25 protein-coding genes are annotated in these 25411 nt (G+C 71.8%); 20 read left to right on the forward strand and 5 right to left on the reverse strand.

Translation table 11 applies throughout. The annotated features are described in order from the left end of the window. Positions 1-80: 80 nt before the first annotated feature. Positions 81-1589, forward strand: a complete 1509-nt coding sequence (locus ACGWYJ_RS29355) for a FadR/GntR family transcriptional regulator (RefSeq protein ID WP_395109672.1) — start codon at positions 81-83, stop codon at positions 1587-1589. Between the two features lie 31 nt (positions 1590-1620). Here the strand turns inward: ACGWYJ_RS29355 and ACGWYJ_RS29360 are convergent, their stop codons facing one another. Then, the gene (locus ACGWYJ_RS29360) at positions 1621-2253 is read right to left on the reverse strand and encodes a cysteine hydrolase (protein ID WP_395109673.1); all 633 of its coding nucleotides are present in this window, start codon (positions 2251-2253) and stop codon (positions 1621-1623) included. A 105-nt stretch (positions 2254-2358) separates the two neighbouring features. Here ACGWYJ_RS29360 and ACGWYJ_RS29365 point away from each other — a divergent pair, with 105 nt between their 5' ends. Further along, on the forward strand, positions 2359-3741 hold the full coding sequence (locus ACGWYJ_RS29365; protein ID WP_395109674.1) for a phosphotransferase family protein: 1383 nt from the start codon (positions 2359-2361) through the stop codon (positions 3739-3741). A 15-nt stretch (positions 3742-3756) separates the two neighbouring features. Here ACGWYJ_RS29365 and ACGWYJ_RS29370 read toward each other — a convergent pair whose 3' ends face one another. After that, the gene (locus tag ACGWYJ_RS29370; protein WP_395109675.1) at positions 3757-4821 is read right to left on the reverse strand and encodes a hypothetical protein; all 1065 of its coding nucleotides are present in this window, start codon (positions 4819-4821) and stop codon (positions 3757-3759) included. 145 nt (positions 4822-4966) lie between these two features. Between ACGWYJ_RS29370 and ACGWYJ_RS29375 the strand changes: the two genes are divergently transcribed. Together ACGWYJ_RS29375 and ACGWYJ_RS29380 are read left to right on the forward strand one after the other, a co-directional pair. Continuing rightward, positions 4967-5515, forward strand: a complete 549-nt coding sequence (locus ACGWYJ_RS29375; protein WP_395109676.1) for a DUF2243 domain-containing protein — start codon at positions 4967-4969, stop codon at positions 5513-5515. A gap of 56 nt (positions 5516-5571) precedes the next feature. Next, the gene (locus tag ACGWYJ_RS29380) at positions 5572-6327 is read left to right on the forward strand and encodes a cytochrome c oxidase assembly protein (protein WP_395109677.1); all 756 of its coding nucleotides are present in this window, start codon (positions 5572-5574) and stop codon (positions 6325-6327) included. 21 nt (positions 6328-6348) lie between these two features. Here ACGWYJ_RS29380 and ACGWYJ_RS29385 read toward each other — a convergent pair whose 3' ends face one another. After that, complete coding sequence (locus ACGWYJ_RS29385; RefSeq protein ID WP_395109678.1) at positions 6349-6747, reverse strand: VOC family protein; 399 nt, start codon at positions 6745-6747, stop codon at positions 6349-6351. Beyond that, entirely contained in the window at positions 6744-7499 is a 756-nt protein-coding gene (locus ACGWYJ_RS29390; RefSeq protein WP_395109679.1) for an ArsR family transcriptional regulator, read from the reverse strand. Before ACGWYJ_RS29390 ends, ACGWYJ_RS29385 begins: the two co-directional genes overlap by 4 nt. 78 nt (positions 7500-7577) lie before the next feature. On the opposite strand from ACGWYJ_RS29390, the gene ACGWYJ_RS29395 reads away from it, so the two are divergent. After that, positions 7578-8948, forward strand: coding sequence for an MFS transporter (locus ACGWYJ_RS29395; RefSeq protein ID WP_395109680.1), 1371 nt, complete (start codon positions 7578-7580; stop codon positions 8946-8948). A gap of 112 nt (positions 8949-9060) precedes the next feature. On the opposite strand, the gene ACGWYJ_RS29400 is transcribed toward ACGWYJ_RS29395, so the two are convergent. Next, the gene (locus ACGWYJ_RS29400; RefSeq protein ID WP_395109681.1) at positions 9061-9918 is read right to left on the reverse strand and encodes an SAM-dependent methyltransferase; all 858 of its coding nucleotides are present in this window, start codon (positions 9916-9918) and stop codon (positions 9061-9063) included. 363 nt (positions 9919-10281) lie between these two features. On the opposite strand from ACGWYJ_RS29400, the gene ACGWYJ_RS29405 reads away from it, so the two are divergent. The 15 genes from ACGWYJ_RS29405 (at position 10282) to ACGWYJ_RS29475 (ending at position 25392) form a co-directional block, all read left to right on the forward strand. Then, entirely contained in the window at positions 10282-11607 is a 1326-nt protein-coding gene (locus ACGWYJ_RS29405) for an aromatic ring-hydroxylating dioxygenase subunit alpha (RefSeq protein ID WP_395109682.1), read from the forward strand. Beyond that, on the forward strand, positions 11604-12125 hold the full coding sequence (locus ACGWYJ_RS29410) for an aromatic-ring-hydroxylating dioxygenase subunit beta (protein ID WP_395109683.1): 522 nt from the start codon (positions 11604-11606) through the stop codon (positions 12123-12125). The genes ACGWYJ_RS29405 and ACGWYJ_RS29410 overlap by 4 nt, the downstream gene beginning before the upstream one ends. Then, the gene (locus ACGWYJ_RS29415; protein ID WP_395109684.1) at positions 12125-12319 is read left to right on the forward strand and encodes a ferredoxin; all 195 of its coding nucleotides are present in this window, start codon (positions 12125-12127) and stop codon (positions 12317-12319) included. Before ACGWYJ_RS29410 ends, ACGWYJ_RS29415 begins: the two co-directional genes overlap by 1 nt. An 86-nt stretch (positions 12320-12405) precedes the next feature. Then, positions 12406-13599, forward strand: a complete 1194-nt coding sequence (locus ACGWYJ_RS29420) for an amidohydrolase family protein (RefSeq protein WP_395109685.1) — start codon at positions 12406-12408, stop codon at positions 13597-13599. A gap of 44 nt (positions 13600-13643) precedes the next feature. Beyond that, positions 13644-14219, forward strand: coding sequence for an amino acid synthesis family protein (locus ACGWYJ_RS29425; protein ID WP_395109686.1), 576 nt, complete (start codon positions 13644-13646; stop codon positions 14217-14219). Next, complete coding sequence (locus tag ACGWYJ_RS29430) at positions 14216-14890, forward strand: hypothetical protein (protein ID WP_395109687.1); 675 nt, start codon at positions 14216-14218, stop codon at positions 14888-14890. The genes ACGWYJ_RS29425 and ACGWYJ_RS29430 overlap by 4 nt, the downstream gene beginning before the upstream one ends. A 2-nt stretch (positions 14891-14892) precedes the next feature. Beyond that, on the forward strand, positions 14893-15906 hold the full coding sequence (locus tag ACGWYJ_RS29435) for a dihydrodipicolinate synthase family protein (protein ID WP_395109688.1): 1014 nt from the start codon (positions 14893-14895) through the stop codon (positions 15904-15906). After that, entirely contained in the window at positions 15903-16907 is a 1005-nt protein-coding gene (locus tag ACGWYJ_RS29440; RefSeq protein ID WP_395109689.1) for an ornithine cyclodeaminase family protein, read from the forward strand. Before ACGWYJ_RS29435 ends, ACGWYJ_RS29440 begins: the two co-directional genes overlap by 4 nt. Next, positions 16904-18355: an NAD-dependent succinate-semialdehyde dehydrogenase gene (locus tag ACGWYJ_RS29445; protein ID WP_395109690.1), complete on the forward strand. Its 1452-nt coding sequence runs from the start codon at positions 16904-16906 to the stop codon at positions 18353-18355. Before ACGWYJ_RS29440 ends, ACGWYJ_RS29445 begins: the two co-directional genes overlap by 4 nt. Before the next feature lie 58 nt (positions 18356-18413). Further along, positions 18414-19214, forward strand: coding sequence for a VOC family protein (locus ACGWYJ_RS29450; protein WP_395109691.1), 801 nt, complete (start codon positions 18414-18416; stop codon positions 19212-19214). 39 nt (positions 19215-19253) lie between these two features. Then, positions 19254-19934 (forward strand): GntR family transcriptional regulator, encoded by a 681-nt coding sequence (locus ACGWYJ_RS29455; protein ID WP_395109692.1) that lies wholly within the window; start codon positions 19254-19256, stop codon positions 19932-19934. A gap of 153 nt (positions 19935-20087) precedes the next feature. Beyond that, positions 20088-21791 carry a thiamine pyrophosphate-binding protein gene (locus tag ACGWYJ_RS29460; RefSeq protein WP_395109693.1) on the forward strand — a complete coding sequence of 568 codons (1704 nt, stop codon included), beginning with the start codon at positions 20088-20090 and terminating at the stop codon, positions 21789-21791. 18 nt (positions 21792-21809) lie between these two features. After that, on the forward strand, positions 21810-23363 hold the full coding sequence (locus ACGWYJ_RS29465; RefSeq protein ID WP_395109694.1) for an aldehyde dehydrogenase family protein: 1554 nt from the start codon (positions 21810-21812) through the stop codon (positions 23361-23363). Beyond that, positions 23360-24523 (forward strand): NAD(P)/FAD-dependent oxidoreductase, encoded by a 1164-nt coding sequence (locus ACGWYJ_RS29470; protein ID WP_395109695.1) that lies wholly within the window; start codon positions 23360-23362, stop codon positions 24521-24523. Before ACGWYJ_RS29465 ends, ACGWYJ_RS29470 begins: the two co-directional genes overlap by 4 nt. Positions 24524-24546: 23 nt before the next feature. Continuing rightward, the gene (locus ACGWYJ_RS29475; protein ID WP_395109696.1) at positions 24547-25392 is read left to right on the forward strand and encodes an SDR family NAD(P)-dependent oxidoreductase; all 846 of its coding nucleotides are present in this window, start codon (positions 24547-24549) and stop codon (positions 25390-25392) included. Positions 25393-25411 lie beyond the last annotated feature (19 nt).

Raw genomic sequence — 25411 nt, forward strand, 5'->3', positions numbered from 1 at the left:
GCCTTTCGGCGTCCAGCGGCATTGCTGGTCGTGGCCCTGGCTAGAATGGGTGCCCTGACAGCCGAGGTAGAGGAGGCGCCGTGCCGAGGTCAGCCGCCGGTGCCACCGCGCGGGACGACTCCGGGATCCACGCGCTGTCGCCCGACGGGCGGCCGGATCCGGTCGCGCCCGGCGGCAAGCTCGCCTCCCAGGTGGCGCTCCGGATCGAGAACGAGATCATCCGGCGCGGCTGGCCGGTGGGGACCGTGCTCGGGTCGGAGCAGGACCTGCGCGAGAGGTACGGGGTGAGCCGCGCGGTGCTGCGGGAGGCCGTCCGCCTCGTCGAGCATCACCAGGTGGCCCGGATGCGGAGGGGCCCCAACGGCGGGCTGCTGGTCTGCGTGCCCGACGCGGCCCCCGCCACGCACGCGCTGGTGATCTACCTGGAGTACATCGGCACGTCGGTCGACGACCTGATGTACGCCAGGCTCCTGCTGGAGCCGCTGGCGGCGAGGCTGGCGGCGGAGCGGATCAGCGAGGAGGGCATCGACCGGGTCCGCCGGGCGCTGGCCGAGGAGAGGGAGCGCCGCGACGAGCCCGGCATCTTCGCCCAGGACGTCATGCACGTGCTGCTCGGCGAGGAGTCCGGCAACTCCGCGCTGTACCTCTTCATCGACGTGCTGACCAGGCTCACCGCCCGCTACGCGCACACCACCCGCCGGATTCCCAAGGACGAGGTGGCCAAGGGCAAGGACGAGGCGCACGCGGCCCACATGACGATCGCCGACGCGGTGGTCGCGGGGGACGCCGGCCGGGCGGAGTCCGCCACCACGGAGCACCTGGAGAGCGTCAGCGAGTGGCTGCTGGCGCACCGGAGCCGCCGCGCGGGCCGGACCGTGTCCTCGGCGGCGCGGACGCCCGAGGAGCCGGGCGCGAAGCTGGCGGAGGTGGTCGCCGCGCGCATCCGCGACGAGATCGCCCGCCGTGGCTGGCCGATCGGGCAGGTGCTGGGGTCGGAGGCCGACATGCTGGCCCGTCACGGCGTCAGCCGCGCCGTGCTGCGCGAGGCGGTCCGGCTGCTGGAGTACCACTCGGTCGCCGTCATGCGCCGGGGGCCCGGCGGCGGGCTGGTGGTGACCGAACCGGAACCGAGCGCCAGCATCGAGGCCATGGCGCTGTACCTGGACTACCGCGGCGTCACGTCCGAAGACCTGCGCGTGGTCCGCGACGCGATCGAACTGGGCGCGCTGGGACTGGTCATGGAACGCCGGGACGGGACGGAGGTGGCCGCCCGGCTGGAACCCGTCATCGAGCAGGGCGAGGCCGCGGCAGCCGACACGAGCGTGCCCAGCGTGGCGGACCGCTTCCACACCGAGCTCGCCGACCGGTCGGGCAACCCGGTGCTCGGACTGTTCCTGCGGATCCTGACCGAGCTGTGGGCGCGCCACCGGGTGAACTCGCCGACGGCGCCGCAGCCCGGACCCGCCGGCGCCGCGGAGGCGGCCGGCGTCCACCGCCGCATCCTGCAGGCGATCGTGGACGGCGACGAAGGGGTGGCCAGGCACCGGATGCGGCGGCATCTGGAGGCGCTGACCGCCTGGTACCACTGAACGCCCGGTGAACGTCAGGACCGGGCCGGGGTCAGGAGCGGTCCGTGGCGGGGGCCAGCGCGGCCAGGACGTCCGCGGTCGTGGTGACCGTGGCCAGCAGGGGCAGGATGTTCGCCACCTGGAAGTCGTGGATCTCGGCGCTGCTGCCGGCGATCGCGTCCTCGGGGACGACGGCGGTGAACCCCCGGTTGATCAGCTCCAGGCAGGCGCCGGGCACGCCCACATTGGTCGAGACGCCGGTGACGATCACGGTGTCGACCCCGCGCTCGCGCAGCACCGGCTCCAGCTCCGTGCCGTGGAACGGGGTCAGCCCGTGGACGCGCCTGGACACGTGATCCCCGGGCCGGGGTGTCAGGTCGGGGTGGATCTCGGCGCCGGGGCGTCCCTCGACGCAGGTGCCGCGCTTGCGCAGCGCGCCGAGCAGCAGGCAGGACGGGATGGTGCCCACGCCGTCGGGCCGCAGCACGATCGTCGAATGCACCACCAGCGCCCCCAGGTCGCGGCAGGCGTCCGCGAGGGCGGCGATCCGCTTGGTCACGCCCCGGTCGGCGATGTGCCGGACCAGCCCCTCGTTGTCGCTGTGAGCGCCGTTGATCATGGCGTTCTGGCACTCGTTGATCAGGAGGGCCGGGCGGCGGCCGGGTCCGAGTCCGCGGACGGTCATGAGCTCCCACCTTCCGGACGCAGTTAACTTAGTGCACCATATTGGGATAGCCTCTGGAAGTCCGGGGCAGGCGATGAGGTAGCCACGGATAAGAGGATACTCTGAATGGTGTTGGCGAGGGGAGTCGAGGTGGCGGACGGGATCGCGGAGCTACCGCGGGACATCGTCTCCTGGCTGGAGGAGACGACCGGGCTGCCGTTGATCAGAGCCCTTCGCATCCCGGGCGGCGGCGTGCGCCAAGGGTGGTTCGTCGACTTCCGCGAGCCGGACGGGTCGACGCGGGAGCTGTTCCTGCGCCACAGCCCCGAGCCGGAGAGCCCCGCGTTCCACCGCCTCGCCACCGAGGCCGAGGTCGTCCGGGCGCTCGGCGAGGCCGGGGCGCGGGTCGCGAAGGTGCACGCCGTGCATCCGACGCTGGAGGCCGTGCTCCAGGAGCGCGTCGAGGGCGGCACCTGGTTCTCCCGCATCCACGACCCCGACGAGCAGGTGAGGGTGGCGCAGGACTTCATCCGGCAGCTCGCCTACGTGCACCGGCTGGACCCGTCGCGACTGCGGGTGCCGTCCCTGGGCCCGGTACGGTCGGCGCGCGAGCACGCGCTGGAGCGCATCCAGGCGATCCGCGACCGGGCGCGTAGGCCGGACGGCTCCCTGGACCCCCTGGTACGGCTCAGCGCGGACTGGCTGGAACGCAACGTCCCGGATTACGAGGGCCCGGTCGTGCTGGTCCAGGGCGACACCGGCCCCGGCAACTTCATGTACCGCGACGGCCGGGTCACCGCGGTCGTGGACTGGGAGCTGTCGCACTGGGGCGACCCGATGGACGACATCGCGTGGCTGTCGCTGCGGACCGTGCAGGACACCTTCACCCATCTGCCCGACCGGCTCGCCGAGTACGCCGAGCTGTCCGGGCACAAGCTGGACGAGGAGCGCGTCTGGTACTACCGCGTGTTCGCCGAGACCACCATGGCGACGCTGCGTCCCGAGGAGCCGGGCACGCGGCAGCCGCCCCAGGACGTGGGCAACAGGATCATCTACGCCCAGCTGCATCGGCGGCTGTGGCTGGAGGCACTGGACGTGGTGATGAACCTCGGCCTGCGGCGCCCCGCCATCCCCGAACCCCCCGCGCCCGAGCCGTGGCACCACCTCTACGACGACGCGCTGGAGATGCTGCGCACGATCACCCCGCGGATCGACGATCCGCTGGCGCAGCGGTGGGCGAAGGGCGTCGCGCGTGCGCTGCGGTACCTGCGGGACGTGGACGCGTCCGGACGCGCACTGGCCGCACAGGAGCTCGACGAACTGGAACAGGAGCTGGGGGAGCGGCCGTCGTCCCTGGCCGAGGGGCGCGAGGCGCTGACCGGTCCGACCGCCTCGGTCCCCGATGACCGCCTGGTGCGGCACCTGTGGAACCGGATCATGCGGGACGACCATCTGATGCGGTCCGCCTCCGGAGCCCTGCACCGGCGGACCTGGCCCCCGCTCAGGTGACGGCCGTGGGCCGCGTCATCGGCGGGTGGTGGCGCGCAGCGCGCCGAGCATCTCGCGGAAATGCTCGGGCCGCCACCTGTCCTGGTCCTCGCCCCAGCCGATCTTCCCGTCGTACTCCCAGCGCATGAGCGCGTTGGCGCCGGCGCCGTGCTCGCACATGTGGCTCACGGCGAAGCCCTCGGCCTCCATCGTCCGGCCGGTCACGTCGGTCAGCTCGACCTGCATGTGGGCGCTCCAGCCCGTCGCCGGATCACGATAAGTGCGCATCCGGCTCCGGGACCGGTCCAGGCGCTGGAACCGCCCGTCGCGCAGCAGCCAGCCCACGTTGAGCGGTGACCAGCCTTTCGCGTCGCCGTCCTGCGGGCGGACGAACCCGAGGAAGCCGGTCTCCGCGTCCGTGTGGCCGAAGACGTACTGGATCCGGCCGCGGCCGCGCTCTCGTTCGCTCTCCCGCCAGCGCGGACCGCCCGGCTCGCGTACCTCGTGCTCGCCACGCAGGTGCGACGGCTTCCGGCTGCTCGCGTACGGGCCGCCCCGAGGACCCCATGTCCGGTCGCGTACCGAATGACAGTCGATCGGAATGCGTTCCCCGCGCAGCGTCAGCTCGCCCGTGATGTGGCCGAGCTGGTCGAGATGGGGGGTGTCCATCATCGGCGGCTCGCCGGGGGTGAACCGCTGGGGCGGATGCACGCCGCGATGCTCGAACTCGATCGCGAACCCCGCCTCGCGATCGGCGTAGGTCACGTGGTAGTCCATCAACGGCCGCAGCATCTTGATCGAGAAACCGCCGCCGGGAAAGGTGATATCCCGCGGATCCGGTGCCCCGGGCATCGGCACGTTCAGGGCGTTCTCGTAGTACGCGAGCCGCCCCGGATCGGTGCCCGACGGGTCCCAGGCGAACACCTTCCAGGAGACCTCGCGCTGGTTGCCGTGGTAGCCCGCGTGCAGCCAGGCCGCCAGCCGGCGCTCGGGGATGTTGAGGGACCACCACGTGGTCTCCAGCTCGTGCGGATCACCCGAGAACGGATGGTAGGCATCGTCCTCGGGGACGAACGGGGTGTCCTCATCAGGCGTCCTCACCCCTCAAAGCTAGCAACGAGTTCGCACAAGATCAATATTAAGTATCCTTTATCCCTGAATTGAGGTCGCACCCGCCCGCCGGGGCGATTACCCCGCCCGATGCCGGGTAGCGCCCCATTGCACCTGCGCCCGCAGAGGAGGGTCCATGGCCGTCGCCACCGACCGGGCCGGGCCGGTGAGCCTGCGGCTGCCGGGGATCGTGCTGGGGGTCGGCCTCGGCGGGTTCGCCGACGGGATCCTGCTGCATCAGCTCCTGCAGTGGCATCACATGCTCACCGGCACCGACACCGACAACATCGGCGTGAAGTACTACAACCCCCGCACCGTCTCCGGGCTGGAGATGAACACGGTGTGGGACGGGGCGTTCCACGCGGTGTGCTGGCTGGCGGTGCTGACCGGGCTGGCGGTCCTGTACTCGCGGATCACCCGCCGCCGGAGCCGGGTGTGGACCTCCCCGGTGCTGTGGGGGTGGATGCTGGTCGGCTGGGGTCTGTTCAACCTCGTCGAAGGTCTCATCGACCACCAGATCCTGGGCATCCACCACGTGCACGGCGGTCCGCATCAAATCTGGTGGGACATCGGTTTCCTGGTGCTGGGCGCGGCGCTGGTGGTCGCCGGATGGTTGTTGCAGCGCACCGGTACCCCGTTCGACCCCGAAGGCGATGACGCCGCCGCCCGGCCACGATCCGCATGATGCACGAGCACCCGATGCCCGCTCACAGCGGCGTTGGATGGGACACCGTACTGGCCGTGGCCGGTGTGGCGGGTCTTGCGTTCGCCTACCTGCTGATGGCGCGTCGCGGAACCGGCCGGCCGGCCCGGGACCGGTGGCGCACGGCGTTCTTCCTGACGGGATGCGCTCTGGTCGCGGTGGCGTTGCTGCCGCCGATCGCGCCGTTCGCGCACGAGGACTTCCGTGGGCACATGCTCCAACACCTGCTGCTCGGCATGTATGCGCCACTGGCCCTGGTCCTGGGCGCCCCGATCACCGTGCTGCTGCGCGCACTACCGGCGCAGCGGGCGCGGGACCTGACCGGTGTGCTGCGCAGCAGGCCGGTGGGCGTCCTGGCCCACCCGCTCACCGCCCTGACGTTCAGCACCGGCAGCCTGATCGCGCTGTACTGCACCCCGCTCTACAACGCCACGGCCACCCGGCCCGCCCTGCACTGGCTGCTGCACGCGCACTTCGCGCTGTCGGGATGCCTGTTCGCATGGGTCATCGCCGGACCCGATCCCGCGCCGTCGCGGCCCGGCGTCAAGGCGCGGCTGTTCGTCCTCGGCGCGGCCATCGCCGTGCACGCCGTCCTCGCGCAACTGATGTACGGCGGGTTCCTCATCGACGTGCACGCGCCCGTCGCCCAGGTCCGCGGCGGCGCCGAGATCATGTACTACGGCGGCGACATCGCCGAACTTCTGCTCGCCGCCGCTCTCGTCGCCACCTGGCGTCCCGCCCGGCGCACCGTACCGCTTCGGCCGAAGCCGGAACGTGCCGCCTCGGTCCGATGAACCCGAGCACCGGCCTGCGCATCACGGCCGTGCCGCGGGCTCGAACAGTTCGACGAGGTTGCCGGCGGGGTCGGTGAGCAGGATCTGGCGGCCGCCGGGCCCGGCGACAAGGTCGCTGTGGAAGGTCAGCCCGGCGCCGCGGAGCCGGTCGATCTCGGTGTCGAGGTCGTCGCAGACGAGGTGGATGCGGTTGCGGCCCGGGACGGCGGGTTCGGGCGTGGCGCGGGCGCCGGAACTGGCCGGGCCCGACAGCAGCAGCCGCAGCGGCCCGCGGAGCACCTCGGCGAACGCCGGCGCGGCACTGAAGCCGAGGGTGAAGCCCAGGTGGGCGGTGTAGAAGTCGACGGCGGCCTGCACGTCGTCGACGAGGTAGCGGACGCTGGCGAGCCGGTCGGTCGCGGTCATGGCCGGGCCTTTCATGCCGGAAGGGTGAGCTGGGGCAGCAGATGGCGGACGCGGAGGTCGATCTCGGCGGCCGTCCGCGCGAAGACCTCGGGGTCGGCGCCTTCGGCCGCGGCCGGGTCGGGAAGGCTCCAGTGCACCTTCCGGGAGTGGTCGCCGAAGTCGGGGCACACCTCGCGGACCTTGTCGCACAGGCTGATCACGTAGTCGAAGCGGCGGCCGGTGAGGGTGTCCAGGTGGCGTGGCCGCCGGTCGGCGATGTCGATGCCGTACCGCTCGCGCAGCACCGCCACCGCGCCGGGGTGCAGCCGCGGCCGGGGATGGCTGCCCGCGCTGGTGACGGCGACGCGCCCGCCGGTGTGGTGACGCAGCAGGGACTCGGCGATCGGTGAGCGGGCGCTGTTACCGGTACAGGTGAACAGCACCGTGGGCACGGTGTCCGTCGTGGTCACCGGCGGGGCGGGCGGCGAAGCGAGCGCGGGGTGCAGGGCGGCGCCGGCGGCGGCCAGCCCGTGCCTGAGGCGCTCCAGGTCCAGGTGGTAGTAGCTGTCGCGGCCGTCGAAGCTGCTGCGCCGCGCGGTGACCAGCCCGCCCGAACGCAGCAGCCGGAGGTGGTAGGAGACCAGGTTCTGCGGCTGGCCGACCAGCGCGACCAGTTCCCGCACGCGCAGATCGCTGCGCGCCAGCTCGCTCAGCAGCCGCCATCGCAGCGTGTGGGCGACCAGGCCGAGCAGCGGCGGGAGGGCGGCGGCTTGACCGGAGAGCGACATGCCCCGCATGATACATCAAGCCCGATTGATGCATCAAATCAGGTTGATGTATTTGGGCGAGGCGAGGGAGATCCGGTCATGGTCGAGAAGATCGATCGTCCTGGCGGTGCCGCCGCCGTGCGGCGGGACCAGTGGTGGCTGGTGATCGCCGCCGCCCTGGCGGTGTTCATGGCCTCGGTGGACATGAGCATCGTCAACGTCGCGCTGCCGGCCATCGAAGGCGACCTCCAGGTCGATCCCAGCCTGGCCGAATGGGTGGTGCTGGCCTACCTGCTGCCGCTGGCCGGTCTCGCGCTGCCGAGCGGGCGGTGGCTGGACGGCGTCGGGCGGCGCCCGGCGCTGCTGTTCTCGCTCACCGGGTTCGCGGCGGCCAGTGCCGCGGCGGGCCTCGCGCCCGGCCTGTCCTGGCTGATCGGCGCCCGGCTGGTGCAGGGCGCCTTCGGCGCGCTGCTGTTCTCGCTGGTGCCGGCGCTGGCCACCGCGGCGGTCGGGCCGCGGGCGCGCGGCCGCGCGATGGCCGTGATCACCACGCTCGGCCCGCTCGGACTGATCAGCGGGCCGGGGCTGGGCGGCGTGCTGGTCGACGCGATGGGCTGGTCGTGGATCTTCTTCGTCAACGTCCCGGTGAGCCTGCTGGTCATGGCGGTCGGCCTCGGCACGCTGCCGCGCGGCGCCGCGCTGCGCGTCCCCGACCGCCGCTGGTTCGCCGAGGCCGGGCTGCTGAGCGCGGCGGTCGCCGCGCTGCTGCTCGCGCTCTCGCTCACCGCCGACGGCGGACCGGCCTGGATCCTGCTCGCGCTCCCGGCGGCGCCGCTGCTGGCGCTCTGGCTGCGCATGCCCGACGGCGGCGCCGTGCGCGGTCTTCTCCAGGCCCCGGGGCAGGTGGGGCCGCACGTCGCCCTGGCCACGTCCGCGACGGCCATCGGCACCGTGTTCTTCATGGCCCCCTTCTTCCTGCAACGCCAGCTCGGGGAGTCGGTGTCGGCCGCCGGTGCCACCCTGCTGCTCTTCCCCCTCGGCATGGCGGTGATGGGACCGGTCGGCGGCCTGCTGGGCGACTGGTGGAACCCCCGCGGGACCGCCATCGCGGGAGCGGGGGTGTTCACCCTCGGCCTGGCCCTGCTGCTCCCCCTGGACGGATCGTGGGATCCCGCGGACGTGGGCTGGCGGCTGTTCGTGGCGGGCTGCGGCAACGGCCTGTTCAACGCCCCGAACATGGCGATGGCGATGACACGCGCGCCGCGGCGGCTGCTGGCGACCATCGGGTCCTCCACCGGGCTGGCCCGGACGCTGGGCTTCGCCCTGGGACCCGCCCTGGCCACGCTGGTGTGGTCGGCGTCCTCCTACGGGCTCGCGGGGATGCGGGCGGCCCTCGCCGTGGCCACCGTGCTCAGCGCGATGGCCGTCCTCGCCCTGGTGAGAACGCCGCCGCTCCCCGCCACCGCGTGACCTATGGCCTTCTCATCAGTTCGAAGAGGCTCGCGAAGCTGTGCGCGCCATGGCCGTCCGCCACCCGCCGGTCGAGGAAGGCCCGCAGCGGCCCGTGCGCTCACGGTCGTGGCTACGGTCGGCGCAGGACACCCCCGCACTGGTACACGCGGCGGTTGATCTTGGACGCGCCGAGATAGGGCTGCAACGGCTCGTCCACCGGGGCCAGTTCGGGCTGGTCAGGGTCGGGACGCCAGGCGGAAAGCTCGACCACGCCCGGATCGACCGGCTCCAGGCCGTCCAGGAACGCGGTCAGTTGGTCCGGGGTCCGGGTCTGCCAGGGGACGCCTGCGTTCAGGATCATCTCGCTCAGCTCGGCGCCCTTGTCCGGATCATCGGACACGACCTGGGACAGCGCGAGGTAGCTGCCGGGCACCGCGCGGTCGATGATGGTCCGCAGCACCCGGCGCGGGTCGTCGTCGTCCAGCAGGTGGTGCACCACCGACAGGAACAGCACCGCGACCGGCCGGTCGAAGTCGATCAGCCGCCGCGTCTGGGGATGCGCCAGCACCGCCTCCGGGTCGCGCAGGTCCGCTTGGATCACGGCGGTGCGCTCATTGTCGGCCAGCAGCGCCCGGCCGTGCGCCAGGACGACGGGGTCGATGTCGACGTAGACCACCGAGGCGTCGGGCGCGAACGCCTGCGCGACCTGGTGCACGTTGTTGTCGGTCGGGAGCCCGCAGCCCATGTCGATGAACTGGCGGATGCCCACGTCCCTGGCCAGGTAGCGGACCGCGCGGTACAGGAACCGGCGGTTCTCCCGCGCGATGTCCACCGACTCGGGGAAGGTCTGCAGCGCCATCAGCATGGCCTGCCGGTCCACCTCGTAGTTGTCCTTGCCTCCCAGCGCCCATCCATAGGACCGCGCGGAGGTCGGTACGTCTTCCCGGATGCCTGCGTCCGCGGCCGGGACCGGCTCGTTACCTGTCATCGGGCGGCTCCGTTGTCGCTCGCTGTTCCTGCGGTCATGGTCGTGTCGCTGAGTTGCGGCATGCACCGGATCATTGCAGGCCATGCGCCCTTTCGGGATGACATTTCGGCAACATGATCTATGTCCTGCCATGCGCACGCGGCCACGGCCGCTCCCAGGAGGATCGGCACTTTCCCGGGATTTGACTACTGAATACAGTGTCAGTGTGCGTGAGGTGCTCCACGGTGGACGGATCGCGGCCCGCGTCCCCGCCCTGGAGAGGCGAGGGGCCATCGGGTGTCGCGCGCCCGCTCGATCTCGGCGTCGTCCCCCTGGTCGCGGGCCCGGAGCGGACGCGTGCTCCGGTAAGTGTATTCTGTCTACATGAGCCGATATGACCTGCGGGGCCGGCAGGAGCTCGAGGACCGTATCCGCAAGACGGTCGATCCCGAGCAGGGCCGGATCCCGATGTTCGTCTACACCGATCCGGACGTGTACGCGCTGGAGCTGGAGCGGCTCTTCGGACGTACCTGGCTCTTCCTGGGCCACATCTCCGAGATCCCGAACCCCGGTTCGTTCGTGGTGCGCACCATGGGGGAGGAGTCGGTGATCGTCGGCCGCGGCGACGACAGCGTCGTGCGCGTGTTCCTCAACGCCTGCCGCCATCGCGGCATGCGCCTGGCCTGCGAGGACTTCGGCGAGACCACGATGTGGCGCTGCCCCTACCACGGCTTCACCTACGGCTCGAAGGGCGACTTCCTGGGGACGTTCATGGGCGCCCCGTTCGAGAAGGTCGCCTACCCGGAGGGTCTCGACCGCGACTCGCTCCACCTGCTGGAGGCGCGCTGCGAGACCTACCGGGGGCTGATCTTCGCGACCTGGGCGAAGGACGGCCCCTCGCTGGAGGAGCACCTCGGCGACGTCCGCTGGTACCTGGACCTGATCGTCGGCAGGGCCGAGATGGAGGTCGTCGGCGTTCCGGAGAAGTGGGTCGTCCCCACCAACTGGCGGCTGCCGGCGGAGAACTTCGCCTCGGACGCCTACCACACCGCCACGGCCCACTCCTTCCTGTCGCGGCTGGGCATGGTGAAGGGCGTGGACTTCGGCCGCGACGGCTACCACATCGACCCCGGCGGCGGCCACGGGCTGGGGGTCGGCGTCCACTTCGACGACGAGTCCTACTTCCCGGCCGAGCTCCGGGAGGAGTACGAGCGGAACCTGGACGCGGGCCAGCTGGCGACGCTGGCGCGGCTGAAGAACATGCACGGGAACGTCTTCCCGAACTTCACGTTCCTGATCCCGAACTTCATCGAGATCGAGGGGCGCCGCGTCACGGGCGCGATGCTGCGCGTCTGGCAGCCGGCGGGGCCGAACCGCACGCAGGTGTGGGCGTGGCACCTGGTGGAGCGCGACGCCCCGGAATGGTGGAAGAAGCTCGGCCGGCGGATGTACACCCAGACCTTCAGCTCCTCGGGCATGTTCGACCAGGACGACACCGAGAACTGGGAGGCGCAGACCAGGACGTCGGACGCGGCGCTGTACCGGCCGGAGGAGTTCGACCTCCACTACGCCATGGGCCTCGGCGTCCCCCCGCTCCCGGAGTCGGAGTTCCCGGGTCCCGGCGACGTCTACGACGGCAAGTTCAGCGAGTCGGCCGCCCGGTCCTACTACCGGGTCTGGCGCGACCATCTCCTGGAGGACGGGCGATGACGGAGAGCGCGGCCGGAGCGGTCGACCTGGCGACCCGGATCGAGCTTGAGGACTTCTACTACCGGGAGGCGGAGCTCCTGGACGAGCGCCGGTGGGAGGAGTGGCTGGAGCTCTTCGCCCCCGAGCTGGAGTACACCGCTCCCATCAGGGTCAACCGCAAGTCCCCGGCCCCCGACATCATCGACGGGCTCGGCCACTTCGACGACACGCTGAGCTCGCTCACGCTGCGGGCCAAGCGCCTGCGCACGGACGTGGCGTGGTGCGAGGACCCGCCGTCGCACACGCGCCGCCTGATCACCAATCTGAGGGTCCGGCCGGCCGAGGACGCCGGGCGGCTGTCCGTGCGCACCAACTTCATGCTCTATCGAAGCCGAGGCGACATGGGCGCGTACGACCTGATCGTGGGGGAGCGGCAGGACACGCTGCGCCGTGAGGGCGACCGCTGGCTCATCGCCAAGCGGCGCATCATCATCGACCAATCCTCGCTCGGCACCAAGAACCTGGGGGTGTTCCTCTGATGCGCGCCACGATCGATCTCTCGCTGTGCCAGGGCTACGGCAACTGTGTCTCGGCGGCTCCCGAGTACTTCGACCTGGACGACTCCGGGCAGGCCGTGCTGCTGAAGGTGGAGGCGGCCACCCCGGCCGAGCAGGACCGGGTCCGGGAGGCGATCCCGCTGTGCCCGGTCGGCGCCATCCGGCTCGAGGGCTGACCCTTGCGGTTCCCGTCGCGGGTGCAGCACACTGTGTTAATGTATACAGTCAACAGTCCCCATAGTCTCAGGGAAGGGCGACGCGCGTGAGCCTTGCCATCACCTCGATCGGGTTGAGCCACGTGGGAGACGCCGCGGGCACGCCCCTGGACGGCGACGCCATCGTGTGCGAGGACGGCGTCATCACCTGGATCGGGTCCTCGGCCGACGTCGCTCCCGGCGATCACGAGATCGTGCTCGACGCGCAGGGGGCCGGCGTCGTCCCGGGGCTGATCGACTCCCACGTCCACAGCACCTTCGGCGACTACACGCCCCGCCAGAAGACGGTCGGCTTCCTGGAGAGCTACGTCCACGGCGGCGTGACCCGGGCGATCAGCGCCAGCGAGGTGCACGTGCCGGGCCGCCCGTCCGACCCCGAGGGCGTCAAGGCCCTGGCGGTCGCCGCGCAGCGCGCGTTCGCCCACTTCCGGCCCGGTGGGATGACCGTCCATGGGGGCTCGGTCATCCTTGAGCCCGGCCTGACCTACGACGACTTCGCCTACCTGCGCGAGCAGGGGGTGTGGCTGGCCAAGGGCGGCTTCGGCGCGGTGTCCTCGCCGCTCGACTACGTGGACCTGGTCGCCGACGCGCGCCGGGCGGGGATCGTCACCACCGTCCACACCGGCGGCGGGTCGATCCCCGGGACCCTGGAGCGGATGGACGCCGAGGCCATGCTGAGGATCGACCCGGATGTGTCCTTCCACTGCAACGGCGGCCCGACGGCCATGCCCACGGCGGCGGACAACGAACGGCTCGTCCGCGAGGGCCGGATGGCGCTCCAGCTCGTCATGGCGGGCAACCTGCGCTCGTCCCTCGACATCTGCCGGCTCGCCCGCGAGCACGGCCAGGAGCACCGCATCCTCATCGCGAGCGACACCCCCACCGGCACCGGCGTCGTCCCGCTGGCGCTGTGGCACCTGAGCGCCGAGCTGGTGTCGCTGGGCGGGCTGACCTGGCGGCAGGCCGTCGCGAGCATGACCGGCCAGGTCGCCGACGTCTACGGCCTGGACGCCGGGCGCCTGGAGGTCGGACGCCCGGCGGACCTGGTGATCCTGGACGCCCCCCTCGGCTCGGCCGGGACGACCTGGGCCGAGGCGCTGGAGGCCGGTGACGTCCCCGGGGTCTGCGCCGTCGTCACGGACGGGACCGTCCGCCTCACCAAGAGCCGCAACACGCCCGCCGCCCGGCGCAACGTGCGCGTCACCGGGACCATCCCGGCGCCGTCCGCGGGCGGCCACTGACCCACCGGCGGCCGTCCGAGAACACCGATCAAGAAAGACCACCCATGAGCGACTTCGAGATACGCGCCTGGTACACCACGGTGGAGGAGATCCACTCCGACGGCGGCCCGGCGGTCGGCGAACCGCTGGTCAAGGCCGCGGTCACCGCCGTGATCAAGAACCCCTACGCGGGCCGCTACAGCGAGACCCTGGACGAGCTGATCGAGCCCAGCGGCGCGCTCGCCGAGGAACTCGTCGCGCGCTGCGTGCGCGCGCTCGGCGGGGCCGAGGCGCAGAGCTGCGGCAAGGGCGCGATCGTCGGCCTGGACGGCGAGCAGGAGCACGGCGTCGCGTGCCTGACCACGCCGTTCGGCGACGCGATGCGCAACGGCATCGGCGGCAACGGCTGGGTCACCTCGGCCACCAAGATGGGGTCGGCGGGCACGCCGATCGACATCCCGCTGGCCTACAAGAAGGCCCTGTTCGTCCGCGAGTTCTACGACGCGATCACGGTGACGGTCCCCACCGGGCCGCGCCCGGACGAGATCGCCGTGATCGCGGCCCTGGCCACGCGGGGCCGCGTGCACCACCGGATCGGCGGGCTCGCCAAGGCCGACGCCGTCGGGGACGGCCTGCGATGACCAAGGGCCTGCTGTTCTCCCAGATGGCCCCGCCCGCGGGCTGGGAGGACGACTTCGAGGACTGGTACGACACCGAGCACATCCCGGCGCGGATGGCCATCCCCGGGTTCTCCCACGCGCTGCGCTACCGCCAGGACGCCGAGCCGTGGCATCTGGCCTGCTACTTCATCGACGACATGGCCGCCCTCGACACCCCGGAATACCGGTCGCTCAAGTCGGACCCGTCCGAGCGGACCGCCCGGATGCTGGCGAACGTCACCGGCTTCACCCGCTACATCACCGACGAGATCTCCGACACGGCCCCGCCCGGGACGCCGCCGGACCTGACCGGCACCGAGCACACCCTCTTCGTGGTGGCCTTCGACGTCCCGGACGGCGAGGTGGCCGAGTTCGAGGGCTGGTACGAGGAGGAGCACGTCCCGCTGCTGATGAAGGTCCCGGGCTGGCTGCGCGTGCGCCGCTACCGGGTCCGGCCCGGGTTCGACGGGCCGTCGTGGACGCACCTGGCGCTCCACGAGATCGCGGATCCCGGCGTCCTGAACGCTCCCGAACGGGCGGCGGCCCGCGACACCCCGCGCCGGGAGGCGCTCGCGTCCCGGCCCTGGTTCACCAGCGGCCGGTGGGTGTACCGGCCCATCTCGATCGCACGATCCACGTCGAAAGGCAACTAGTCATGGCACTCCCCTATACGCGCGGTGAGGTCAAGGACCGCGCGCGAACCGAGTGGGAGGGCGGTTGCACCGTCACGCTCCCGTCGTTCACCGAGGACTTCTCCGGTCTCAACGAGGCGGGGATCCGCCACGACATCGCGCGCGCCGCCGAACTCGGCTTCTGGGGGACGCTCGTCGCCTCCGAGAGCGGGACGAGCTTCACCGAGTACAAGCGCTTCCTGGAGGTCGCCGCCGAGGCGGCGCCCGAGGGCTTCAAGCTCGTCGCCCACCTGAGCTTCGACACCGTCGAGCAGTCCCTGGAGGTCGCCGAGCTCGCCACCGCCCTGGGCGTGGAGGCGGGGCTGCTGTCCTACCCGCCGGGCTTCCGGCCCGGCAGCGCCGCGGAGATCGTCGAGCACACCCGGTACGTCACCGACCGGACCGACCTCGCGATGATCCTGTTCGCCTCGTCGGCCTGGGGCTTCAAGTCGCTCGCCCCCAACGGGTTCCCCATCGAGGCCCTGGAGGAGATGAGCAAGATCGAGACGGCGGCGGCGCTGAAGTACGAGGGCGGCGGCTCGGCGCTGATGACCTCCCTGGTCGAGGTGCACGAGAGGTGCGGCGCCCATACGATCGTCCAGAACCCGATGGAGCAGCACGCCCCCGCGCTGTCCCGGATGTTCGGCGTCCGGTGGTGGGGGACCAGTGGCTACGACTCGTTCGGCGACCGGGTCCCCAGGATGATGCGCGAGCTGAACGCCGGTCGCTACGACGCGGCGATGGAGATCTTCTGGAGCTACAATCCGGCCCGCGAGGCCAAGGGGGCCTTCCACGCCGGCTTCGCCGGGGCGAACCTTATCCACCGCAACGGCTGGAAGTACCTGGGCTGGCTGAACGGCTTCAACGGGGGGCTGCTGCGGATGCCGCAGATGCGCCTCGCCCCCGGGCAGATGAAGGCCCTGCGCGCCGGGCTCGCCGCCTCCGGCTTCGACCTTCCCGAGGACGACGCCGAGTTCTACACCGGCCGGGTGCGATGACGCTCCATCTCGACAGCCAGGTCATCAGGCGGCTGTGCACGCCCCAGCTCGCCTTCGACGCGGCCCATCAGGCGCTCGCCGACCAGCGCGAGGGGCGCTACCAGCTCCCTCCTCGCCTGGACGTGAACGTACCCACCGGCTTCTTCCGCGCCATGCCGGCGGCGCTCGGGGAGTACATGGGGGCCAAGCTGATGACCCTGGCCAAGGGCGTCGGCAACCGCTACCTCCTCCTTCTCTATCGCCAGGACACCGGCGAGCTGGTGGCCACGCTCGACGCGGCCGAGGTCACCAAGCTCCGCACGGCGGCGACCACGGCGGTGGCGGGCGACCTGCTCTGCCCGGAGGGGACGAGCGTGCTGGGCCTGGTCGGAAGCGGTTTCGAGGCCGAGGGCCACCTCAGGGCGTTCGCCGCGCTCTGGTCCCTGGAGAAGGTGACCGTCTTCAGCCGGTCGCCGGAGCGGCGCGAGGCGTTCGCCGCGCGCCTGGGCGCCGACCTCGGCATCGAGATCGAACCCGTCGGCGACGTGGCGGAGGTCGCGGCGGCGAGCCCGGTGACGGTGCTGTGCACCAAGGACACCTCACCCGTGGTGGACGGCGGTTCCTTCGCCCCGGGCGCCGTGGTGCTGTCCATCGGCTCCACCCGTCCCGACCTGCGCGAGCTCGACGAGGCCACGTTCGCGCGCGCCAAGGCGGTCATGGTGGACGACCCGAGGCAGGTCCTCGCCGAGTCCGGCGACGTCGCCGCCGCCATCGCCGGCGAGGCGATCACGGCCGACTTCCTCGTCGGCATGGCCGAGTGGGACGCGGGCGGCGCCGTCTGCGACGACTCCCGCGATCTCTACGTGTTCAAGTCGGTCGGCACGGCCCTCCAGGACCTCGCGCTCGGCGCCGTCCTCTTCGCCCACGCCAAGGAGCACGGGCTGGGACGCGAGATCGGCGACATCACCGAGCTCAAGAGCGCCGCCCCCGCCGGACCGTCCACGAAGGAAGGTGCCCGGTGACGACCGCGACGGAGGCGGCCGCCGGGGTCCGCGGCGGCCTGCTCGTCCATGGCGACTGGCCGGCCACCGAGGCGACCTTCGATGTCACCGACCCGGCGACCGGCACGGTCATCGCGCGGGTCGCGGACGCGACCGTGGAGCAGGGACTGGCCGCGCTGGACTCGATCGTGGCCGCCGCGCCCGGCTGGGCGGCGACCACGCTCCGGGACCGGGCCGAACTGCTGCGCCGCGCCTTCGACGCCGTCATGGCCAGGCGCGCGGAGTTCGCCCACCTGATCTCCGCGGAGATGGGCAAGCCGCTCGCGGAGGCGAGGGCGGAGGTCGACTACGGCGCCGAGTTCCTCCGGTGGTACTCCGAGGAGGCGGCCCGTCCCAAGGGCGAGTACCGGCGCTCGCCGGACGGCGGCTCCCGGCTGCTGGTGTCGCGGCGGCCGGTCGGGCCGTGCCTGCTGATCACGCCCTGGAACTTCCCGCTGGCCATGGCCACCCGGAAGATCGCCGCGGCGCTGGCGGCCGGATGCACGGCCATCGTCAAGCCGGCGCCGCAGACACCGCTCACCACGATCAAGTTCGCCGAGCTCCTGCTGGAGGTCGGCCTGCCGCCCGGCGTCCTGAACGTGGTGACGACGCTCGACGCCGCCGGGGTCTGCGGGGCGCTGCTGGCGGACGGGCGGATCCGCAAGCTGTCCTTCACCGGGTCGACCGCGGTGGGACGGCTGCTCATCGCCCAATGCGGCCCGAAGGTCGTGCGGCCCTCGATGGAGCTCGGCGGCAACGCCCCGTTCATCGTCGACGCCGACGCCGACATCGGCCGCGCGGTCGACGGCGCCATGGTCGCGAAGATGCGCAACATGGGGGAGGCGTGCACGGCCGCGAACCGGTTCCTGGTGCACCGGGACGTCGCCGAGGAGTTCGGCGCGCTGCTCACCGGCCGCATGGCGGCCCTGACGGTGGGCCCGGGCCTCGATCCCGCCAGCCAGGTGGGCCCGGTCATCGACGAGGCCGCCCGGCAGAGGCTCGGCGCCCTGGTCGAGGACGCGATCGAGGCGGGCGCCCGGTTGCGGACGGGCGGCCGCGCCCTGGACGGCCCGGGCACCTTCTTCCAGCCGACCGTGCTGACGGAGGTGCCCCCCGGCGCGCGCATGAGCCGGGAGGAGATCTTCGGGCCGGTCGTGGGCATCACGGTGTTCGACGAGCTGGACGAGGCGGTCCGGCTGGCCAACGACACCGAGTATGGTCTGGTCGCCTACCTGTACTCGGGAAATGCCGAACGCGCGCTGCGTTACGCGGAACGGCTCGACTTCGGGATGGTGGCGATCAACAGGGCCCTGGTCTCCAACGCGGCCGCGCCATTCGGCGGAATCAAGCAGTCCGGGCTGGGCCGTGAAGGCGGAAGGGAAGGAATTGATGACTACCTCGATCTCCAATACGTCGCGATCGACGCCTGACCGGCCGGCCGGCGATCGCGCGCCGGCCGTCGGGCGGGTCGAGCGGATCGTCGTCGGCGTGCCGGATCCGCAGGCGACCGCCGAGTTCCTGTCGTCCGGGCTCGACTTCGCGATCGTGCCGTCGGAGGCCGGGCTGCTCGCGGTGTGCGAGGGCGAGTACCACGCCCGCCGAGGGCAGGGCGCCGTCGAACTGGTCCGCCGCGAGAAGTTCGGGGTCGAGCGGCTCATCCTCGGGGTCCCGCCGGACGCGGACCTGAACGAGCTCGGCACGCTGCTCGGCGCCACCCGGATCTCCGACACCGCCATCGCCGTCTCCGAACCCGGTGGGGTGACGGTCGCGCTGGAGAGCATGGCCGCGCTGGAACTGGAGGTTCCGGAGGCGTCGGTGCTGCGGCCGCGCCGGATGGGGCACGTCAACCTCAAGTCCCCGAATCCCGCGGAAACGGCGAGATTCTTCACCGGCGTGCTCGGCCTGCGCCTGTCGGAGTACATCGGCGAGGCGCTGTTCTGGATGCGCACCGACACCGAGCACCACGCCGTCGCGCTGCGGCCCGGCGACCACGGAACGGTGCACCACCTCGGCATGGAGGTCGCGGGCTGGCACTCCTACCAGCCGATCCTCGACCACCTCGACAGCCGCGGCTACAAGGTGGAGTACGGGCCGGGCCGGCACCGTCCGGGGCGCAGCCTGTTCACCTACGTGTGCGACCCGTCGTCGGGGCTGCGGATCGAGCTGTACGCCGACATGGTCCACATCACCGACCCGGACGCCCCCGCCATCGGCTGGGAGCCGGGTGACCGGCTGACCAAGACGCTCAACACGTGGGGACCGACTCCACCGCAGTCGTTCCTGGACTGAATGTATCCTGTTTACATGGATGGGGATGTGGATCTTTCGGTGATCGAAGTCGACACGTCGCTGCTCGGGCGGCGCGTCACGGCCGACTACATCGCGGAAGCGCTGCGCAATGCGATCAACTCCGGGAAGTTGATCGACGGCGCCGTGCTCAACCAGGTGGAATTGGCCGCCCATTTCGGCGTCTCCCGGGTGCCCGTCCGCGAGGCCCTGCGGCAGTTGCAGGCCGAAGGGCTCATCGAGAACCGCGCCCACCGGCTCTCGCAGGTCCGCGGGACCGACCCGGACCGCCTCGTCCAGGTCTTCTCGCTGCGCGCGCTGATCGAGGGCTGGCTCATCGAGCAGGCGGTCCCGAACATCGACCCGGCGACGATCGCCCAGGCGCGGGAGATCAACGAACGGCTCCGCAAGGAGTCCGACCATCCGGCCTGGCTCGGGCTCAACGCCGAGTTCCACGAGCTGCTGATGCGGCCGTCCGGGGCGGTCGAGGGCCTGGAGCTCCTCGCGCCGCTGCGGATGCGCTCCGAGCGCTACACCCGCCTCTGGTCGAAGGGCAACGGCGTGCACCGTCCGGTGGAGACCTGCGCCGAGCACGACCAGATCCTCGACCTCATCGAGGCCGGCGACGCCGAGGGAGCCCGCGCCGCGGCCGAGGAACACGTGCGGCACACCTGCCGGGCGGTCCTCGAAGCGGGCCGGCGCATGCAGCAGCCCGCCGGCTGAGCCCCGCCGGTACCGCCCGGCCCGGTCACGGTTCCGGCGCGGCGCCTGGCGTGCCCTCTGACGCATCGGTGCAGGTAGTGCTTGACGCACTATCCACAGCTAGTGTCTACTGAATACACATTCTCTGCCCGTTCTCTCCCAGGAGTCACGTCTGTGTCTGATCCGTCCCTGATGCTCTACGGCTCGGATCTCATCGTCGACCTTCTGGTGGAGGCGGGCGTCGAGCAGGTCGCGTTCAACCCCGGCGCGAGCTTCCGGGGCGTGCACGACTCGCTCGCGCGGCGCCCGGGGGCCCCTGAGATCTCGCTGTGCATGCACGAGTCGATCGCGGTGAGCATGGCCCAGGGCTACGCGAAGGCGGCCGGCAAGCCGATGGCGGTCCTGCTCCACAACGTCGTCGGGCTGCAGAACGCCAGCATGTCGATCTACAACGCGTGGTGCGACCGGGTTCCCATGCTCCTGCTGGGCGGGACGGGGCCGAAGTCGACGAAGAACCGCAGGCCGTGGATCGACTGGATCCACACCGCCTCCGTCCAGGCCGACATCGTGCGCGACTTCGTCAAGTGGGACGACGAGCCGCATGACGTCCACAGCGTCGAGGAATCGTTCGCCCGCGCCGTCGCCGCGACGTCCAGCGCGCCGCACGGGCCGGTCTACCTCTGCTACGACGTCGACTTGCAGGAGGACCCGCTTCCGGACGGCTTCGCAAGGACGGGCCTGGACCGGTACGCCGTCCCGAGCGACCCCGCGCCGGCACCCGCCGACCTCGCCTGGGCGTTCGAGCGACTGTCGGACGCCCGGTTCCCCGTGATCCTCGCGGGCTACGCGGGGGAGTCCCCTGAGGCGTTCGCCGACCTGGTCGAGCTGGCCGAGTCGATCGGCGCGCCGGTCGTCGACACCGGGGTCCGGCACGCCTTCCCCACCACGCACCCGCTGGCCGGCCTGCACGTGCCGGGCCTCATCGACGAGGCCGACGTCGTGCTGGCACTGGACGTCGAGGACGTCCACACCTGGCTGGGGACGCGCTTCCGGGACGCCGCGCCGACCCTCGTCAACGCCTCGGTCGCGAACCTGAAGCTCCGGGCGTGGGCGCACGACTACCAGGCCATGGTGCCGGGCGAGCGGCACATCACGGCGACCTCCGACCGGATGGTCTCGGCGCTGCTGGAGCAGGTGCGCGCCCGGCCGCTGCCCGCCGAGCGGGTCGCGCGGCGGCGCGCGCTCATCGCGGAGCGCACCGCCGCGGCCCGCCGCACCTGGCGTTCCGAAGCCGGCACCGGCGATGGGGTGGTCCCGCTCGAACGGATGCTGTCCGAACTCGCCGAAGCGCTGAACGGCGTCGACTACGTCCTCGGCGGCGGCACCAACGGGCGCCTGGAGCACAAGTACCTCACCCTGGACAGGCCCCGGCAGTACACCGGCTGGGCCGCGGGCGGCGGTCTCGGATACGGCGTCGGCGGCGCGCTGGGCACCGCGCTCGCGCAGCCGCCCGGCACGATCACCGTCGACGTGCAGGCGGACGGCGACCTGCTCTACCTGCCCTCGGCCCTGTGGACGGCCGCGCACAAGTCCCTTCCCGTGCTGGTGGTCGTCAACAACAACCGCCAGTACGGCAACACCGTCGAGCACGCGATGCGCATCGGCGAGCGGCGCGGGCACGGCGGCGCCCTGCGCCACGTCGGCGCCGGGCTGGCCGAGCCGCCGGTCGACCTGGCGGGCATGGCCCGCTCGTTCGGCGTCTGGGCCGCCGGGCCGATCACCGACGCCGGCACCCTCGCCGAACGGCTCGCCGAGTCGGTCGAGGTCGCGAGCTCGGGCAGGCCCGCCCTGCTCGACGTGCGCACTCCCGGATTCTGAGCGAAAGGTGGACCTCCCATGACCACGGCCCAGGCCGCCGACCCGATCGCGGCGCACGTCCGGTCGCGGGACTTCAAGATGCTGATCGGAGGCTCCTTCGTCGGCAGCGCGGACGGCGGGGTGCGCCCGGTCTTCGACCCCTCCACCGGCGAGGCCCTGACCGAGATCCCGCTGGCCTCGTCCAGGGACGTCCAGGCGGCGGTGGCCGCCGCGCAGGAGGCCCAGCCCGCATGGGAGGCGCTCGGGGTCAGGGGCCGTGCCGCCTGCTTCGAGCGCTTCGGCGAGCTGATCCGCGAGAACCGCGAACGGCTCGCCATGCTCGACGCCATCGACTGCGGCAACCCGGTCAAGGCGATGCGGATCGACATCGACATCTGCGACGCCTACCTCGACGGCTGGCCCGCGTTCGCCAAGTCGCTCGCCGGCGACGTCTACCCGGCCAGCCCCGGCAACCTGCACTACACCGCGCACCGGCCGTACGGCGTGGTGGGCCGCATCACGGCCTTCAACCATCCGGCGATGTTCGCCATCACCCGCCCGCTGCCGTCTCTGATCACCGGCAACACCCTGGTGATGAAGCCCTCGGACGAGACGTCGCTGTCCACCCTCGCCCTGGCCGAGCTGTTCGACGAGGCGTTCCCCCCGGGGGTGGTCAACATCGTGACCGGCGGCGCCGAGGCGGGGGACGCGATCGTCACCCACCCGAGGATCAAGCGCCTGGCGTTCACCGGTTCCGTCCCGACGGGGCTGCTCATCCAGCGGCGCGCCGCCGAGTCCGGCCATGTCAAGCACGTCTCGCTGGAGCTCGGCGGCAAGAACCCCATGGTCGTCTTCCCGGACGTGGACCTCGACCTCGCGGTCGAAGGCGCCGTCCACGGCATGAACCTCGACGTCTGCCAGGGACAGTCCTGCGGCTCCAACTCACGGATCCTCGTGCACGCCAAGATCTACGACGAGTTCGTGGCGCGGCTGGCGGCCAAGCTGGACACCTACCGCGTGGGCGTCGCCTACGACGAGTCCACCGATGTCGGCCCTGTGGTCAGCAAGGCGCACTGGGAACGCGTCAACGGCTACATCGAGTCGGGGGAGCGCGAGGGCGCGACGCTGGTGCGCGGCGGTGGCCGGCCGGACGGCCTGCCCCGCGGCGGCCACTTCATCGACCCCGCCCTCTTCGCCGACGTGACCTCCGACATGCGCATCGGCCGCGAGGAGATCTTCGGGCCGGTCATGTCGGTGTTCCGGTGGGACGACTACGATGCGATGATCGCCGAGGCCAACGGCCTCGACCTGGGCCTGACCGCCAGCGTCTGGACCAACGACCTGGCCATCGCGCACAAGACCGCGGACGCGCTCGACGCCGGCTACGTCTGGATCAACGACTCGACCCGGCACTACTTCGGCACCCCGTTCGGCGGCTCGAAGAACAGCGCGATCGGCCGTGAGGAGTCGAAGGACGAGCTGCTGACCTACCTCGAACACAAGGTGGTCCACACCCGCCTCGGCGATGCCAGGACGTCCCTGGACCGCCTCATCGGCCGCCAGGAAGGGAGCCAGGAAGGGAGTACGGCGTGAGCGAGCCGCGGAGGATCGTCGTGGTGGGCGCGTCGCTCGCGGGCCTGCGCGCCGCCGAGGCCCTGCGGCGGCAGGGGTTCACGGGCACGCTCACCATCGTCGGCGACGAGAGCCGGCCGCCGTACGACCGCCCCCCGTTGTCCAAAGAGCTGCTGCGCGGGGAGTGCACCGGCGAGGACGTCAAGCTGGCGGCGCACGCATCGCTCGACGCCGTCTGGAGGCTCGGGTCGCCGGCGGTCTCGCTCGATCCGGCCGAACGCGAGGTCGTCACCGCGTCCGGCGACCGGATCCCTTACGACGGCCTGGTGGTGGCGACCGGCAGCAGCCCCCGCACCCTGCCGGGCCTGCCGGACGCCCACACGATCCGGACCATCGACGACGCGTACCGGCTGCGGCGCGTCCTGTCCGAGGGAACCCGGCTGCTGATCGTCGGCTGCGGCTTCATCGGCGTCGAGGTGGCGTCCTCGGCCGTGTCGCTGGGCGCGCGGGTGACCATGGTCGGCCTCGACCCGCCCGTGGCGCCGGCGGGCCGGGTCGCCAGTGCCCGCGCGGCACGGCTGCTCGCCGAGGCCGGGGTGGCGCTGCACGTCGGCCGGACGGTCGCCGACGCCGGGAACGGCCAGGTGACCCTCTCGGACGGCACGGAGCTGGACGCCGACCAGATCGTGGTCGCGGTGGGGGCGGCGCCGAACGCCGGCTGGCTGGCCGGCTCGGGCGCCGACACCTCCGACGGCGTCCTGTGCGACGCGTCCCTGCGGGTCGCCGGGCTGGACGGCGTCGTCGCGGCGGGCGACGTGGCGCGCTGGCCGAACGCCACGTTCGGCGGCATGGTGATGCGGGTCGAGCACTGGAGCAACGCGGTCGAGCAGGCCACCGCCGCCGCCCGGACGCTGCTCGCGGGCGACGCGGCCGCGCCCTTCGGCTCGGTGCCCAGCTTCTGGTCGGACCACTTCGGCGTCCGCCTGCAGAGCGTCGGCCTGCCGCGCCTGGCCGACCGGTTCGAGGTGGTCGAGGGGGAGCCGGACGGCGACTTCTGCGCCCACGCCTACGCCGGCGACGTCCTGGTGGGCGGCGTGGCCTACGGCATGGCGCGGCCGCTGGCGCCCGTACGCGTCAAGCTGGTCAAGGCGGGGGTCCGGTTGCCGGCCTCGGTCGCCTGATTCCTACGAAGGAGAGGACGAGGATGGGCTGGCTCGAAGGCGAGGTCGCCGTCGTCACGGGAGGCGGCTCCGGGATCGGCCGCGCGATCGTCGAACGCTATGTGGCGGAGGGCGCCCGGGTGGTCGCCGCGGACATCAGCGAGGAACGCCTCCAGGAGGTCGAGGACCGGCTGGGCGACCGGGTGGCGACCATCGTCACGGACGTCCGCTCGCACGCCCAGAACGCGGCGGCGGTGGCGAAGGCCGTCGAGGTCTTCGGCAAGCTCGACGTCTTCGTCGCCAACGCGGGCCTGGGCGACAGGTTCACGGAACTGGCCGACCTGCCCGCGGAGGACATCGACGACGCCTTCGCGCAGATCTTCGACATCAACGTCAAGGGCATCGTCCACGGCGCCAAGGCCGCGCTGCCCGAACTGCTCAAGACCCGCGGCGCGATCGTGGTGACCCTGTCCAACTCCTCGTTCTGGCCGGACGGCGGCGGCGTGATGTACATCGCCAGCAAGCACGCCGCGCTCGGGTGCGTGCGCCAGCTCGCCCACGAGTTCGCCCCCTACGTCCGGGTGAACGCGGTCGCGCCCGGAGCGACGCGGACCAACTTCACCAGCCCGTCGGCCTTCGGTGAGGCGGCCCCCGGCCCGCAGGTCAAGGCCGACAGGGTCGCGGCGGTGCGGGCCACGACGCCCCTCGACGTGTTCTCCAGGCCCGAGGACCACACCGCCGCCTACGTGCTGGTGGCGTCCAGAACCCAGGCTCCCGTGATGACCGGGACCGTCATCGAGTCCGACGGCGGGCTCGGTGTCCGCGGCCTGCGCCGGGTGAGGGGCGGGGACGACCTTCTCCAGCGCGTGCTCGGCGAGCCATCACAGTAAGCGCAACGATCTAATAATG

Origin of the sequence: Actinomadura sp. SCN-SB, assembly GCF_043906805.1 — a bacterium.
In the GTDB taxonomy this organism is placed as follows: Bacteria; Actinomycetota; Actinomycetes; order Streptosporangiales; family Streptosporangiaceae; genus Spirillospora.